The sequence below is a fragment of the Peribacillus sp. NPDC096447 genome, assembly GCF_044762725.1.
In the GTDB taxonomy this organism is placed as follows: Bacteria; Bacillota; Bacilli; order Bacillales; family DSM-1321; genus Peribacillus.
On sequence record NZ_JBIWEV010000001.1, the window covers coordinates 1,278,361 to 1,294,784 of the forward strand.

15 protein-coding genes and 1 pseudogene are annotated in these 16,424 nt (G+C 41.6%); 1 reads left to right on the top strand and 15 read right to left on the bottom strand.

The window, feature by feature from the left end; genetic code table 11:
• Positions 1 to 39 precede the first annotated feature (39 nt).
• From ACIQZD_RS06350 to speB, 6 genes are all read right to left on the bottom strand, one after another.
• Complete coding sequence (locus ACIQZD_RS06350; RefSeq protein WP_402899585.1) at positions 40 to 612, bottom strand: TetR/AcrR family transcriptional regulator; 573 nt, start codon at positions 610 to 612, stop codon at positions 40 to 42.
• 253 nt (positions 613 to 865) lie between these two features.
• A complete protein-coding gene (locus ACIQZD_RS06355; RefSeq protein WP_220126990.1) occupies positions 866 to 958 on the bottom strand; it encodes a putative holin-like toxin in 93 nt (30 codons plus the stop codon).
• 157 nt (positions 959 to 1,115) lie between these two features.
• Positions 1,116 to 2,105, bottom strand: coding sequence for a D-2-hydroxyacid dehydrogenase (locus ACIQZD_RS06360; RefSeq protein WP_402899590.1), 990 nt, complete (start codon positions 2,103 to 2,105; stop codon positions 1,116 to 1,118).
• 90 nt (positions 2,106 to 2,195) lie between these two features.
• Positions 2,196 to 2,975 (bottom strand): class II aldolase/adducin family protein, encoded by a 780-nt coding sequence (locus ACIQZD_RS06365; RefSeq protein ID WP_402899594.1) that lies wholly within the window; start codon positions 2,973 to 2,975, stop codon positions 2,196 to 2,198.
• A 24-nt stretch (positions 2,976 to 2,999) separates the two neighbouring features.
• Positions 3,000 to 4,439 (bottom strand): sodium:solute symporter family protein, encoded by a 1,440-nt coding sequence (locus ACIQZD_RS06370; protein ID WP_402899597.1) that lies wholly within the window; start codon positions 4,437 to 4,439, stop codon positions 3,000 to 3,002.
• Between the two features lie 100 nt (positions 4,440 to 4,539).
• Positions 4,540 to 5,538, bottom strand: a complete 999-nt coding sequence (gene speB / locus ACIQZD_RS06375; RefSeq protein WP_402899600.1) for an agmatinase — start codon at positions 5,536 to 5,538, stop codon at positions 4,540 to 4,542.
• Positions 5,539 to 5,840: 302 nt separating this feature from the next.
• On the opposite strand from speB, the gene ACIQZD_RS06380 reads away from it, so the two are divergent.
• Complete coding sequence (locus ACIQZD_RS06380; protein ID WP_402899603.1) at positions 5,841 to 7,244, top strand: sigma-54 interaction domain-containing protein; 1,404 nt, start codon at positions 5,841 to 5,843, stop codon at positions 7,242 to 7,244.
• 214 nt (positions 7,245 to 7,458) lie between these two features.
• Here the strand turns inward: ACIQZD_RS06380 and ACIQZD_RS06385 are convergent.
• The 9 genes and pseudogenes from ACIQZD_RS06385 to iolE all read right to left on the bottom strand — a co-directional run.
• Positions 7,459 to 7,584: pseudogene (locus ACIQZD_RS06385) on the bottom strand (BclA C-terminal domain-containing protein); the annotation flags it as partial.
• A gap of 131 nt (positions 7,585 to 7,715) precedes the next feature.
• On the bottom strand, positions 7,716 to 8,729 hold the full coding sequence (locus tag ACIQZD_RS06390; protein WP_402899606.1) for a LacI family DNA-binding transcriptional regulator: 1,014 nt from the start codon (positions 8,727 to 8,729) through the stop codon (positions 7,716 to 7,718).
• A gap of 318 nt (positions 8,730 to 9,047) precedes the next feature.
• A complete protein-coding gene (locus ACIQZD_RS06395) occupies positions 9,048 to 10,241 on the bottom strand; it encodes an MFS transporter (RefSeq protein WP_402899609.1) in 1,194 nt (397 codons plus the stop codon).
• Between the two features lie 98 nt (positions 10,242 to 10,339).
• Positions 10,340 to 11,194 carry a class II fructose-1,6-bisphosphate aldolase gene (fba, locus tag ACIQZD_RS06400; protein ID WP_402899613.1) on the bottom strand — a complete coding sequence of 285 codons (855 nt, stop codon included), beginning with the start codon at positions 11,192 to 11,194 and terminating at the stop codon, positions 10,340 to 10,342.
• Between the two features lie 41 nt (positions 11,195 to 11,235).
• Positions 11,236 to 12,081 (bottom strand): 2-keto-myo-inositol isomerase, encoded by an 846-nt coding sequence (gene iolI, locus ACIQZD_RS06405; protein WP_402899616.1) that lies wholly within the window; start codon positions 12,079 to 12,081, stop codon positions 11,236 to 11,238.
• Positions 12,082 to 12,085: 4 nt separating this feature from the next.
• Entirely contained in the window at positions 12,086 to 12,964 is an 879-nt protein-coding gene (locus ACIQZD_RS06410) for a sugar phosphate isomerase/epimerase family protein (protein ID WP_402899619.1), read from the bottom strand.
• Positions 12,965 to 13,012: 48 nt separating this feature from the next.
• Positions 13,013 to 14,044, bottom strand: a complete 1,032-nt coding sequence (gene iolG, locus ACIQZD_RS06415) for a bifunctional inositol 2-dehydrogenase/D-chiro-inositol 1-dehydrogenase (RefSeq protein WP_402899623.1) — start codon at positions 14,042 to 14,044, stop codon at positions 13,013 to 13,015.
• A 48-nt stretch (positions 14,045 to 14,092) separates the two neighbouring features.
• Positions 14,093 to 15,505, bottom strand: coding sequence for a sugar porter family MFS transporter (locus ACIQZD_RS06420; RefSeq protein WP_402899626.1), 1,413 nt, complete (start codon positions 15,503 to 15,505; stop codon positions 14,093 to 14,095).
• 22 nt (positions 15,506 to 15,527) lie between these two features.
• Complete coding sequence (iolE, locus tag ACIQZD_RS06425) at positions 15,528 to 16,415, bottom strand: myo-inosose-2 dehydratase (RefSeq protein WP_402899629.1); 888 nt, start codon at positions 16,413 to 16,415, stop codon at positions 15,528 to 15,530.
• Between the last annotated feature and the right edge of the window lie 9 nt (positions 16,416 to 16,424).

A 16,424-nucleotide genomic window follows, 5' to 3' on the forward strand; every position in this document is an offset into this window, starting at 1 on the left:
AACTGTTCGACCTAGCTTAAGATAATTTTTTCGTATGACTTATTTATTTATCAGCAATAATGGTATCTGTTCGGCAATGGCCTGGAGAGGTTCCCCGCTTTTCGCCGTTAAGGATAAAAGGATACCGCCTTCAATCAAAGCATTAATTACGATACTCAATTCTTTTGCCCGTTTCTCACTGAATTCCGCCTCGAGTAATTTCTTCACATATATGGATTGCCAATCTTCTATCGCTTCTTGGCAGGCCGTTCTTATCTGCTCACTCGTCGTATATGTTTCCGCTGCAATCGTTCCGATTGGCAGTCCTAATAGATTTTCACTATCCCCAAATACCTCGGATAATTGAAAAATATGAGCCTGAATGGCTTTGATGGGGTCATCGATTTCATCAAAGCACCGTTGAATTTCATCTATCACGAATTCTTTTGTATGAATAATCGCCTCTATCGCCAATTCTTCTTTGCCTTTCGGAAAATAATGATACAAAGAACCTTTTGGGATACCACTTTCCTCAATAATGTCCTTAAGCCCTACACCATAATATCCACGTATTCGAAAAAGCCGGGAAGCAGCTTCAATAAGAATGTCTTTAGAGTTTCGTTTCTCTGCCATAGCTGGATCACTCCTTTAAATTATATCAACCGGTCTATTAGAGACTATACTTGTATATCATTGTTTTGTCAAAGATGATACTTATGTATGCATTGAATATGCTTGAAACTCATTGGAAATAAAAAAGAACACCTCCTAATGGTGTTCTCTGCAAATTTAAAAAATCGAGAAAATCAATACCTTCTTAAACAACCCGGCATTTTTTTAAAACGCTTCCATTATTAATCAAACACATCGGCCAGCCTTAATATCTTCAAGGATTCTTGTCATGATTTTTGAAATCAAGAATAGCAATTACAAACATGCCAAAGCTTAGCATCAGGGAAATAACTTCGAAAGTACCCATTCATACATCGCCTCCTTATATCCAGCTTTTCCTGATCAGAGATTGTCCTATACAAGAAAAAGATGAAGCAGTGGCTTTTAAACAAAAAATAAGCAAACCCTTTTCAGGGTCTGCCCTTGTACTCCATTCGAATTTTTTTTCAAAAGTCCGATTACTGTTAATAACCAAGTTTTTTTTCTACAACGTTCATTAGGGGTTTACCGTCAGAATAAAGCTTTAAATTTTTCAGGAATAATTCCATTACCCGATCTAGGTGTTTGGAAGAGTTGTAAGCGTTATGTGGGGAAACCATGACATTTTCCAGCTGCCAGAAAGGGTGGTCCTTAGGTAAAGGTTCTACTTCAAACACATCTAGAGCCGCTCCTGCTATGTGCCCATTGCTCAAGGAATGAATTAAATCTTCATCAACAATCGTATTACCTCGGCCGACATTAATTACATAGCTGCCTTTTTTCATTTTATTTAAGCGTTCTTTATTAAAAAAGTATGATGTATCTTTTGTAAACGGAAGGGCCAAGACGACAAAGTCGGACCTGGAAAGGACCTCATCCACTTGATCCATACCCATTATCAAATCAGCAGGTTCATATTCTGTGTTCCTCTTGGAGGGATTCCGGCGGCACCCAATAACGGTCATACCTAGTGCTTTACATCTCTTTGCTATCTCATAGCCAATATCACCATACCCAATTATCCCCACTGTCGCATTCTCGAGATCTTTCACAGGAATTTCAACCCAAGTTTTGTCTATTTGATTTCTGATCATTGTCGGTACACCTCTTGCTAATGAAGAAAGCATCGCAATTGTATGCTCCGCTATCGGAACAGATGTGCAGCCTTTGACATTGGTGATGATGATATCGCTGTTTTGTATATCTTCATTCAGCATGGCCTCCACTCCAGCAGTGTCTGAATGGACCCATTTAATCTTTGGAGCTTTTTTTATAATGTTAAGATTATCATGAAGCCCAAGCGTATAAATGACATCAAACTTCGATAGATCAACTTTTGGCTGTGGTTCAGGTTCACCGAATTCCCATGGCTCGACAACAACTTCTGAACAAATCTCCTTAAACTGATTGATGTATTTTTCCGGTATATCGACCCTGATATAAAGTGAAGGTGCTGTTTTCTTAGAACCGGACATTATAAAACCTCCTCAAGAACCTACGATACCTTTTTCCCTCTTTTATGGGAAAACAATCCGTTGTGGATTATACCATGCCTTGCTTCATGGTCACTTCAAGAAATCTGGTTGCTCTTTTCTGATTCTGTCCCAAAGAGGCTGAAAACTCAGCCATCCCTCATATTCCGTTCCCGTTTGTTCTGCCGTCAACTTTGCATACTCTTCTTCTATAAAAATAGGCTTACCTACGGACTCAGCCATTATCTGTGCTTGACATGAACGTTCCATCGTTATGAACCACCACGCAGCTGAATCTACAGACTGGCCTACAGTTAACAATCCATGATTGCGGAGGATGACAGCTTTGTATTGACCTAAAGCCTTAGCAATGCGTTTCCCTTCTTCGGATGCATAAACCACACCAGTAAAATCATCAAATAATGCATGATCTCTGTAAAATTGGCAGGCATCTTGCGTAATCGGATCTAACAGTCTCCCTAAGGAAGACCATGTCTTTCCATAGACTGAATGAGCATGTGCCGCTGCAATGGCGTCCGGTCGCGCTTTATGAATTTCAGAATGAATGGCAAAGGCAGCACCATTCACAGAATGTTCACCCTCTACAATATCACCTTTATGATTGACCAATATAAGATCCGAAACGGAAATTTGACTAAAATGCATCCCAAACGGATTAACCCAGAAATGGTCTGTATATTTAGGATCACGGACCGTTATATGGCCTGCTATCCCTTCATCGAAACCAAACTTTGAAAAAAGACGGAATGAAGCTGCCAACCGTTCCTTCCTGTGAATGCGCTCTTCTTCCAATGTATTGAATGTTGCGGGTTGCAGGGAAATTGTCTTTGTCATTTTTACTTTCCTCCTCAATTTTTCCGTTTTTTTGCCGAACCATCAATTAGCCATTGTGTCCATGTCAGCTTTACCCTTTATTTCTTGCTTTACTTCACTTTTGTTTCTGTGATCATTATTCGGACTTAGGAGAGTGATCGTAGTGATGACGACAAAACTAGTAGCGAGCCCGTACAGGATTGGTTGAGTGGAGGAAGGTCCATTAATCACCAATCCGACAATAATAACGATCATGCTGGACAGAATCGAGTAAAATGCTGCTGTAGCCGTGACCCTTTTCCAAAAGAAACCAAGGATGATCGGAAAGAACACAGCACCGGATAAAATTGCGTAAGCTACATCCAATGCAACTAAAATATCTTGAATCCATATCGAAACGATTATGGTCAATACACCAATCGTTAAAGTTGTAATTCGGGATGTTTTTAAAAATTGACGTTCATTCATTCCCGGACCGATATATTTTTTAATGATGTCATTAACAACTAAAGTGGACGAAGCAAGCAAAGTTCCTGAAGCTGTAGACATTAGGGCCGATACCACACTCGCAATGACAACCCCCAATAGGCCTGCAGGTAAAGTTTCCATCGCTATACTGGTAAATGCATTTTGGGGATCGCCTAAATCAGGAAGGATAATAAAAGCGCACATTCCAATGATACTGATTGCAATCGCATAAAAAACACTATATAGTCCCGCTCCAACCGTTCCGCCACGAGAAACAGCTTTGGTTCGTGCGGTAAAAAGACGCTGCCAAATATCTTGGCCAACAACTACCCCTAGAGTAAATAATAGGAAATATTGAAAAATTGTCTCTCCGCCAATGTTGCCTAACTCGAAATGTGAGGCCGGGAGATTTTCTTTAAGCGAGCCCCACCCTCCTGCCTTAGAGATGCTCATCGGAAGCATGATAAAGAAAATCCCGATCGTCATGATGACGAATTGCACGACATCAGTCATGGTGACTGACCACATACCTCCTAATATTGTATAAAATAATACGATCCCACCCCCGACTATCATGGAAACCGTTAAATTCCACCCAGCCAAAACATGTAAAATTGTCCCCATCCCAATCACTTGCGTTACAGTCAGCATGAATGTATAGATAACAGAGACAAGGGCACTGATCAATCTTGTCTGAGAGTTGTAACGCTTCTCTAGCATTTCACTGATCGTCAATACTTTTAAATTAAATATCTTATTTGTTAAAAACAACCCGATAGCGATTATGCCGAGCCCGATCATCACCACTAGCCAAATACCGGATATCCCAAACTGATAACCTAACTTTGCTGTTCCTAGAGTAGAAGCACCCCCTAATATCACAGCCGCTAAACAGGATAAATACATAAAATGACCAAGATTACGTCCTGCCACAATGAAATCATCTGCTGTTTTTGCCCGTTTGGATCCGATTACTCCCACAATGATTAAAACAGAAAAATATAGAATCATGATCGATATATCCAAAATATGCATTTACACATCTCCTTTTGGGCTTGTATTGTTCTTTTCGCTTTGTAAAGAGGGAAGAAAGGATTTCAACGATTCCTTCCTTCTTTACAGTTAAATGAGGAAACTAATTGTTAAGCTGGGTTTCCAAATCTCCGACTCTCTCTTTTTTCTCCAGTTTCCCTTTTTTTGCGAGAGCGATGAGTGTGATGAATTCATAGACAATATTAGCGGCTGCGGCAGCCGTGATTTGTCCGTGATCGTATGATGGTAAAACCTCAACAAGATCGAATCCAACAAAATCTATATTCGTCAAGCCTCTCACTAAGGCTAAAGCATCATCAATGCTGGCACCGGAAACTTCAGGGGTCCCCGTTCCCGGAGCATAGACCGGATCTAAAAAATCAATGTCAAAAGATAAAAATACCGGGCCATTCGCAACACGCTCATGAATGACCCCCAGCATCTTTTCGACCCCGATACGTTTATAATCGTTTGTCGTATAAACGCCCAAACCTAAATCCCGGGCATCCTGAAGATCTTCCGGTCCGTACAGACCGCCCCTCATACCAATTTGAAGAGATCGCGATACATCGATGAGACCCTCTTCTATTGCACGGCGAAAAACGGTTCCGTGATTATACTTTTGGTCAAAATAACTATCCCAAGTATCAGAGTGAGCATCGAATTGAAGCAAGGCAACAGGTCCATGTTTTTTTACGATCGCACGTAACTCCCCTAGTGTAATGGAATGATCGCCTCCCAATGAAATGGGAATAATCCCTTTTTCAATGACGGGGGTAAGCTCTTCTTCGATTTTTTTATATGTTTCAGAAATATACCCCGGAATGATCGGAATATCCCCATAATCGATTCCTGATATATAGTCAAAAATATTAATATCTTGTTCTGGATTATAAGGACGTAAAAGGATTGAAAAATCGCGAATGGCCTCTGGTCCGAATCTCGCACCCGTTCTAAATGATTGCCCGGAATCAAAAGGAATCCCCGTAATGACAAAATCCATATGTTCATCTACCCGTTCAACAAATGGGAGCCGCATAAACGTACGCACTCCACAAAAACGGGGTGATTTGAATGAGTCTTTCGGTTGATACTTCATCATGTAACATCCTCCTAAATTCTAATTCTGCCATAATTTTTTCACTTCACTGCAATTGCAGCTTTCCTACAAACTTCCATCTTTTCTAATAGAATGGCTATGGAAATTCTCTTCTTATCTATTACATAAGCAAGATTCAGGCCAACTATTTCGCTGTGGTATATGAGGCTTTTCATTATTTTGTTTCATTCAATTGATTAAAAAATTAATCATTTTCTTGTTTTTTAATTTAATTTTTGATTATTTAGACTTTTTGATTTATATTTTAATTAAACAGCATCCCACAACCCAAAGGAGCGGAACTTATGTACGATGATATGCTGGAGGAAGAACTAAATAAGATTATTGAAACATCGAATAATAACATTCTCATTACCGATCAAGATGGGATCATTTTATATTCCAACCCAAAGCTTTGGGAGATTTATGGTATGAAAAGTGACTCTTATATCGGTACCTCCGTCTATCAATTAGAAAGTGAAGGCCTTCTCACACCCTCCATCAATGCGATTGTTTTAAAAGAAAAGAAAGCGAAGCGCATAATGCAAGAAACGAAAACGGGTCATGTTGTCATGTCGACTGGCTATCCCATTTTTAATAAGGACGGACTTCTCGTTAGGGTAATCAGCTATGGTCAGGATCAAACCGAGATTTTGCAATTGCAGGATCAATTTGAGCAATTACAACGAAAAATAAAAGGCTATCAAACGGAAGTCGAGGATTTAAGAGAAAAGGAACTGGATTACCATTATTTGATTGCCAGAAGTAATGAAACGAAGCATATTTTAAAAACGATCCATAATGTTTCAAAAACCGATGCCACGATTCTCTTATTAGGACCTTCCGGGGTAGGGAAAAGCACTTTCGCCCGTGCTGTTCATGACCAAAGCAACCGAAAGAAAGAACCTTTTATCGAAGTGAATTGCAGCACGATACCTGAAAGTTTGTTTGAATCAGAAATATTCGGCTATGAGCCGGGATCATTTACAGGGGCAAATAAACAAGGGAGGCAAGGCCTGATTGAGCAGGCTGACAGCGGGACTCTTTTCTTAGATGAAATCGGGGAACTCCCACTTGCCATGCAAGCTAAATTACTGAAAGTATTACAGGAAAAAAAGATAAAGCGCATCGGCGGAAAAAAAGAAAACCATATTAACTTCCGCCTGGTTGCAGCAACTAATCAAGATTTGAAGGAGATGGTAAGTCAAGGTAAGTTCAGATTGGACCTATTTTATCGTTTGAATGTGATTCCCATCCAAATACCGGCATTACATGAACGTAAAGAAGATATCCCTCTCTTAATTCAGCATTACTTACAGAAAACCAATGATAAATACCAGAAATTCAAAAAAATCCACCCATCGACTTATGAAGTTTTGACTCATTATCATTGGCCCGGAAATATACGGGAATTAGAAAACTTAATTGAACGGTTAATCCTGACCATCGAAGAGCCCATTATATTTCCCGAACACCTTCCCCAATCCATCACAGGGCAAATAGAACAGCCTGAAGATTCCACCTTCCTGGCAATCGAACAGGAATGTGGAGAGAATTTCGATTTAAAGAAGACACTGGAAAAGGTTGAAAGGCAACTGATTGCAAAAGCATGGAAACAATGTAAAACCACATACGAAATGGCAGAACATTTAGGCATCAGCCAGCCAACAGTCATCTATAAATTAAAGAAATACAAAGAGTATTTGTAAATGCATCTGACTAAAATCCCTGCAAACCATGAATGGTCCTTAGCTAATTAAAGCTAAGGGCGCATTTTGAAGCCTTATATGACAGCAATTCGAAGTGAAACTATGAAGATTATCGACCATAATTCCAATAAGAAGCCCCTCAAAAAAAATCCCTATTCAAGTTGAAGGGGATTCAAAATATCACGTTTCCTAATTATTAATGTTACAACTCACATTAATTCAAACGGATGATCGTCAGTGAAGCCCCTGCAGATCCCCCACCTGTTAAGACAACGGTAGCCACTAAACCAAATAGCTGAAGGGAGATTGTATCCCCTGCTGATAAATTTACAATTACATCATTGAAAAATCCTCCTAGCATAATTTGGCCAACTCCCCAAATGTAGTTTTTTCCCATCTTAGTCGAAATGCAAAAAGGCTCCCATAAAAGGAAGCCATTCATTTATTAACATAGCAATCTTGCCAAACAATTTATGATTTCAAGCTTTTTTCCAATTTGGAGCCGCAAGATTCGCGGATGATCAACTCATCTTCCAGAACGAATTTTTTCTTTTCAATGGTTCCGCCTTTCATTAAGGTCAGCAATAAGTTCGTTGCCATTTTCCCTATTTCGTACTTAGGCTGGTCAATGGTCGTAATATGCGGATGAAATATCGATGCTATTTTCAAATTATCAAAACCAACGACAGCAATATCCTCGGGAACGCTCAACCCATGATCATGGATTGCCTTTACAGCTCCCAGCGCCATTTCATCATTAAAAACAAACACTGCTTCAGGCTTGTTTTCCAGAGATAATAATTTCACCATCTGGTCATAACCTGAGTCAATGCCATAATCCCCTTCCTGGATGAATTCCGGGTTTACCTTCAAGTGATGATTCATCATTGCCTGCTGAAATCCCCCTAGTCGATCCCGGCTAAGAATGATGTTCATAGGCCCTGTTATATGGGCAATCCGTGTATATCCAAGCTTGATTAAATGTTCCGTTACTTTTCTGGCACTGCTTATATTGTCGATCGAAACAGTTGGAATGTCCAGACCGTCCACGTATTCACAGGCCAGTACAATCGGAAATTGATTTGATAGTTCTTCCAGGCTTTCCCTATTCATTCTAGCGGTAAGGAGTAACGCTCCATCTGCCTGCTTTTTGTATAACAAATCGATGTATTCCTTTTCCCGTTCAATGTCGTTCTCCGTATCTCCCAATATAACCTGATAGCCATGTTCTACAGCTGTATGCTCAATGCCCCGAAGCACTTCGGAAAAAAAAGGCCTTGTTATATCCGGAACGACGACCAGAATGATCTTTGTCTCTTTCGTCCTGAACTGACTGGCAATCATGTGAGGCTTGTAATTCATCTCTTCAATCACCTGCAGCACCTTTTGTTTGGTATCCTCGCTGACTAAATCCGGCTGTCTGAGCACTCTTGAAACGGTTGCAGGAGATACGTTGGCCAATTTCGCCACATCGCTCATTTTCATACTATTATCTCCACCTGCCTATTTCTTTTTGTCATTTTCATTAATTCCATTATAAAGTAATTTAGACTTCATGTTAAAATATCGAATTCCCCTTACATTTAATTCAGTTAAAAATTGCTTTCGTTTGCCGCACTGCCAAGAAGTCCATCGAGATCGAGATGTGGGGCATCCGACCAATTGCCGCTTCCAAGCTCGTGTGTCCCTATTCCCAGATCCTCACGTATCCAGCATCTCTTAAAATGGCATAACCTAAAATATCAGTAACTAAACCAACCTTCATAAGTGCGCCTCCTAAAACTAGCATCCTTTCAAAATCGCTTAGTTCAATTTTAAATCATGTTTTGTTGCTTTCCTTTCAAGGCGACTCCATACAATCATAAAGAACACAGCCGTTAAACCTAATGATCCCGCGAAATAAAATCCTGCTGAAAGACCTAAATGCGAAATCAATACTCCTGCAAGGAAGGGTCCAGCAAACATACCAATCGCGTAGATTGCTTGATATGCCCCCATGGCCGTTGCCCTTTTTTCAAGGGGAATTGATTCCACCGCCATTCCTAAAAACAATGGAAAAAGAGTGCCCAATGAGAATCCATTCAACCCTTGAAGCAAAAAAAACATTTCTTTTGTATCTATTAATGGCGTACATGCTGTAAAAATGGCCGTTAGGCCGTAAGCTAGTTTCAGTAACCTCCATTGTCCGAGTAATGGTACGAATGTTTTCCCGCTAAGCATGGTGGCAATGGCATGAGGAATCATGAATGAAAAGATGACCATGCTGATCTCATCAGTCTGGACCCCAAGCTTTAAAGCATATGCCGGGGTGAAGCCGAACATTGTCGTGAAGATGATGCCATGTGCGAGAATGGATAGAAATGATACTTTTAAAAGTGCCGGTTCAAGCATGACTGATACAAGCTCTTTCATTTGAATAGGCTCTTTCTGAAAATCTTCGTTCGATTCGTAAATAAAAAGTGAAAGGACGATACCCACGAAACCGATGAACCCTCCCATCCAAAAAGGCGCGTGCCATCCCCATAAATCGACAATGTATCCGCTGACCGCCATTCCAAGCAGCTGTGCCAGAACCACAGCCAACGAGATACTGCCCATCGCTCGGTGAAGATCACGTTCTGAAAAGTAGCTGGAAAATAAAATGGTGAACGCTACCCACGTTGCGGCGGCAACTCCAGCTAACGAGCGGGCCAAAAGGATCCAGCCTAAACTATCGGCCCATGCGAAAGTCACACAACTCAACGTACTCACGACCATACCAAAGATAATAAAAGGTTTTCTAACTTTTATGAGGTCGGAAAAGATTCCGAACGGAAGCCTGAAGAGAAATTGCATCAGCCCATAACTGCCTAATACAATGCCGATAAATGTATAATCCCCTCCAATCGTCTCAAGGTAAGGAGATAAAATGGGAATATAGATGAAATTGGAAAACCAAAAAATGAATGACAGCACTAAAAACAAAAATCTATTTCGTGCGATATGTAATAAAGTCATTGCAACACCTCCTCTGACCAGAGAACTATTTCACCATCATGCAGAAAGTGAATATACAAAAAGGTGCCCGCAACGTAATCGGGAACACCTTTTCATTCTTAAGCCTTTCCACTTGTATTGAACTCTGCCATTTTTCTCTTAACGACGGAGATGATAGCTTCTTTCGCCGGTGTGATGATGGCGCGAGGCTCGTATACTTTTCCTTCAACGGCCAATACTTCCCGAATCGTTTTTGCCCACACTTGTATGCTTTCGGTATTGACGTTTATTTTAGCATGTCCAAGTTCAATTGCTTTTTTGATTTGGTGCAGCGGAATACCAGAGCCTCCATGTAAGACGAGAGGTACATTCGTCAAGTTCGAAATTAATTCCATTTCCGCAAAACCAAGTTTAGGTTCCCCTTGATATGGGCCATGAACCGAACCCAAAGCAGCCGCTAGTGCATCTATTTCCGTTTCTTTTACAATCCTCGTGCATTCATGGGGATCTGCATATTGAATACCGCTGACGAGGCCATCTTCCGTCCCACCGACTGTCCCCACTTCCGCCTCAACGGAAACTCCGCTCTGCCGGGCATGGTCGACAACCAATTTGGTGATTTCAATATTTACATCTATTGGATGATGTGAGCCATCGATCATGACCGAAGTAAAACCCGCATCGATCGCTTTCTTGCAGCGTTCCACATCCATTCCATGATCAAGATGAAGGGCAACCGGAACCGTAATATCCATATCTTCGATAAGGCTTTTTACCATAGCGGCAATCGTTTTAAATCCGCCAAGATAATCAACAAGCCTGTCCGATGCTGCAAGTATGATCGGCGCTCGTTCCTCATTGGCAGCCTGTAAAAACGACTGTGCGAATGCCAGACCATTAATATTGTATTGACCCACAGCATACCTTTCTGCTTTTGCTTTTAAAAGCATCTCCTTCATTGATACTAAAGGCATTAATCCATCACCCCCTTTTTCCCGAGATTATCATGATCCACTCAGGCGTTCTGTAGTGCAAAGTATTTCGAAATAACTTGAATTGTCGTTTCTTTTGCGGTCTTAATGGCTTCTTCAGCATCGAGTTTATAATATTCTGGACGGAACAATTCCACAGAGGCGACGTCAGAATAACCAATTCCCTTCAAGATGGATAATATGCTGTCTAAATCTATGGCACCATGCCCAGGCCATACCCGGTCTTCATCCGTCAAAAAGCCGATCGGAAAATCCTCTGTATCATCAATGTGTAAAATGAAGATTTTCTCCCCATCCGCTTTCTTCAAGTCTTCCAAACTGGAACCCATAGCATGGAAGTGAAAACAGTCCAGCACCAACCCAACATTATCACGGTTGACTGTTTCAACGATATCGTATGCCTGACCGAATGTATTCACAGTACATTGCGGATGCCCGACAAATTCCACTGCAATTTTAACGCCAAACGGTTCAGCAATCTCGGAAAGCTCAGTCAATACTTCCACACAGCTGTTTTTAATTTCTTCTTTCAATATTTTCGCTTCCGTTACAAGCGGAACCGCCACCACATATTTCACACCCAATTTCTTCGCCATGATCATCATGTTTTTAAATTCGGCTATTATCGCCTTATGCCCGTCTTCATCTCGGTTATTAAAGAATACGAGCGCGTTGAAGGCAAGTGGTTTAATATGATTTGCGTTAAAAAATTCAGCTAGGTCTTCAATAGAGTTCTCTTCCAAATACTCAGGCAATTTATCCATGGTACGGATTTCGATATAATCGTAACCATGCTTTTCACAGTGTTTGAGATCTTTGACCAAGGTGGAATTTTCAAGTGTTGTCGCTTGGTTAAAACAAAGTTTCATTCTGTCAGCCTCCAATTCTTTCTGCTAAACCCAATCCGTCTCTCATTTTTTGAAGCATAAGCTTACTTGACCAGTCTGCTTTGTCGATCCAAGCAAATACTGCATTTGTCGCGATGCCGTCAAAATTCATTTCTTTCAGTTTTTTGAAGATCGTATCAAAGTCAACTTCCGCTTCGCCGATATTCAAATGCTGGTGGACGGTTGCCTCGACACCTGGAGGATTGACGATATAACGGAGTCCGTTGGATGCTTTATGATTGAATGTATCTGCAAACAGGACATGTTGCAGGCGATCCCCGGCAGAATCGAACATAGGGGCGATATCGCCTTTGCCATCATCATAGAAAAATGTATGTGCGGTTGAATACACAAGGTTGATCCACGGGCGGTCAAGGGCACGGATCATATCCATCGCTCCCTCATGCGTTTCGATGAAATCGAATGGGTGTGCCTGCAAATTCAGTTTAATGCCTTCCCTTTCAAAAACCGGGAGGAGCTCATCCATTGATTTAATGAATTTCTCTTCACAGATAACTTCATTGAATTTAGATCCGTTAAATTCACTATTCATCAAGTCAACATCCAATTCCACTGCAACTTCAATGGCACGTTTCCAATTACGGACTGCGGCCTGGCGCCGTTCCTCATCAGGACCTGCCCAGTAGTAAAGCGGAAGTAAGGATGATATCTTCACACCTGCGTCGCTACACCAGCGTTTCAAATTCTTAATCTGTTCCTTATCCACTTTAGGATATTTATAGAATGGACAGAAATCTTCCCTCGGTGACAGTTCGATATATTCATAGCCTAGTTCCGCTGTTTTATCGACCATTTCTTTTAATGATAAATTGGCATACATCGTAGGATCCAAAGCTAGTTTCATTGATCTTTCCCCCTATAATTTATTTTTCGTTTCAATGCTTAGTTACGTTCACTGTACAGTGATTTTTCCTGTATAAAAAACGGGCTTCTCTTCAAGGTCAACTGATTCCTTCTGTCCGGACTCTTGTGCTTTTACACAAGCATCAGCAGTTACGGCAGCAATGTATCCGTCCCATGAAGTCGGACCATTCGGCTGACCTGTCTTTATAATTGAATCTATGAAATCCTGCAATTCTATGTCATATGCATCCATAAAACGATCTTTCCAATCTACCAAGATATTCGTGCTCCGTTTTGCGCCTTTCCTTGTCACGATGCTCGCTGGTTCAGGAAGATATGCAACACCGTCCTCACCAATGACTTCACATTGGATATCATAGCCATATTTACAATTCACGAATACTTCAGCTTGAATGACAATCCCGCTCTTCGTTTCCAATATGATGAGTTGGGGATCTTTTAAATTAGCATGCGCGCGGCTTGCTTTCTTCGGGTAAATGACTTGAACTGATTTGTAATCATCGCTGATTAACCAATGCAATACATCAATCTCATGAATCAATGTATCAACGACAGCCATTTCCGTCGTATATTTTTCATCCACTTCTGGATTGCGGTGTACACAGCGGACCATGAGCGGCTCGCCAATTTCATTTCTATCAATGGCTTCTTTCAGTTGTACGTAACCGCTATCATAACGTCGCATAAAACCAACTTGCACCAAACGCTTCCCGTGTTTCATTTCCGCTTCGGCAATTCTCCTGCAGCCTTCCGCCGTTGTTGCCAGTGGTTTTTCACAGAACACATATTTGCCAGCTTCAATCGCATTCAATACGTTTTGCTCATGAGCAGGACCCCAACTCGTAACAAGCACAGCATCGACATTTTCCGAGTTTACCAGTGATTGGTCATCCGGATATACAAGTGCCTCAAGTCCATATTGTTTCACGACCTGCTTTGCCGCCTCTTCATTCACATCGGTTACAGCCACAATTTTCCCTCCGGATAATTTTTCTGTAATTCTTTTAATATGCTCCCGGCCGATGGCTCCCGTTCCTATTACACCAAAATTTAATGTCATGATCATATTCCTCCTATTATACAAATCTGGTCCATTACTCTATAACTCTTAAATTATTTGTGTCATTTCCTTTGTAGGTTCTTTTCCATGATTGCGGAAGTTTTGTTCAAGCTGTTCAAGTGTAAGCCCTCTCGTTTCAGGTAAACATTTTTTCACAAAGATGATAGCCATGATGCCTAATGCGAAAAAGATATAGAATGTGGTAGACAATCCGACTTTATCTAGTAAAACCGGGAATGTTAAGCCGATTAGAAAGTTCACGACCCAAAGGAAAAATACGGTGACACCCATACCGAGCCCACGTACTTGAAGCGGGAAGATCTCTGAAAGCATCAACCAGGTAACCGGTGAAATGGCCCCCTGCTGAAAGGCAAGGAAAGTGACAGTCAAGGACAAAATGATATAGGGAAGGGCAGCCGTCCCTTCAAGAAGGGAAGATAAGATCCCAATCAATAGCAATGTGGTCGTAGTCCCGATCAAACCGGTTAAAAGCATTGGACGGCGCCCGATTTTACCAAGCAGCCAAATACCTAAAAACGTGGCCAAAACGGAAATGATACCGTTTGCAATATTCCCGATTAAAGCTGCTTTTGTCTCAAACCCTGCATCTTTTAAAATTTGGGTACCATAGTACATGATGGAATTAACACCCGTTATTTGCTGAACGATGGCAATCCCGATTCCAAGAAAGACGATTCTCCGTATCCATGGGACGGTCAAATCTTTATATGTTGCTTTTTTAACATGGTTCTCTTTTTCGAATGTCGCTTTGATTCCCTGAAATTCCGATTCCGCCTCATCCATTTTACGTATTCTTTTCAAAACCTTCAGGGCCTCTTCATTTTTGTTCTTGGACACAAGCCACCTTGGACTTTCAGGCAACCTGATCATTCCAAAGAAAAGAAGTATGGCGGGAAGTGATGCTATGGCCAGCATGTAACGCCAAACATGTGAACTGTCACCCATCGTTGTCCCAAGAATGGCATTGAAGGTGAATGCGAGCAGCTGTCCGCTAACAATCATTAATTCATTTTGGGTGACGATCCGGCCGCGTCGTTCAGCAGGAGACATTTCCGCCAAATAAGTAGGAACGGTTACTGACGCTCCGCCTACCGCAAGGCCGAGTAGAAAACGGCAGGCAATCATGACCGTAACATTCGGTGCAAACGTGCATCCAATGGTGGAAAAGAAAAAAAGTACCGAAAGAAAAAGAATGTTTTTTCGCCGGCCCGCATAATCAGAGAGCCTCCCTCCCAGAAACGCACCAAGTGCCGCGCCTAAAAGAAGTGAACTGGCAACAAGTCCTTGCGTAAGTGAATTAAGGTTAAGTTGATCCGCTTCGGACATGAACGGCAAGGCACCATTTATGACACCTGTATCATATCCGAACAAAAGACCGCCTAACGTCGAGATAATAATAATCTTGCGTAAGAATGCCATTTGATTTCCATCATTACTCAAATTAATCACTTCTTTCCGGTTTTTAATCTTGAATTAGGAGCAGCCTGTCATTTATATACTTGCGAGCGATTAAAGCGTATTCCAATGGATGGGCAACGGACGGATCTTGTTCCGCCTCTACTACAATCCAGCCTTTATAATGATTTTCAAGTAATATATGGTAAGCTTCCACAAAGTCTATGCAGCCGTCACCAGGCACTGTGAACATGCCGGCTAAAAAAGATTCTTGAAATGATTTTCCAACTTTCCGGCACTGCTCCAGCACGTTATGCCTCACATCCTTGAAATGAACGTGCCCAATGCGGTAGATATGCTTTTGCAAAAGGGACATGCAATCGCCATCCGATACATAAATATGTCCAGTATCATATAACAGTTGCACTTTCTTTTCGGTATTTTCCATAAGGCGGTCAATTTCACTCAGTGTCTGGACCCCTGTCCCCATGTGGTGGTGATACACCAGTTTTAAGTTGTAAAGTCCTGCAATATCCCCGAGCCGATTCAGGCCCGTACACAATATTCCCCATTCTTCATCAGTAAAGTGGGGCTTTTCCTTAAATACATCGTACCTTCCGCCTTGGATACTGTAAGTCTGTTCGGATACTACCGCTACATCTCCATCGACAGCCTGTAAATATTTGCAGTGTTCATGGAAATCCCGTTCTGCTTTGCCGATGCCATCACGGATGATGAAACTGCTGAACCACTGACCGGCTATTTTTAAGTTCCGAAGCTGCAGCTCTTTATTCAGGACAGCCGGTTCCGGGAAGAAACCTCCTACTTCGGTCCCCTGAAATCCAGCCACGACAATATCGCTTAAAAGGTGGGATAAGGTGTTTTCAGCTCCGATTTCCGGAATGTCATCATTACGCCAGCCAATTGGGGCAATCCCCCACGAAATCTTCTCCATTTCCGCTTC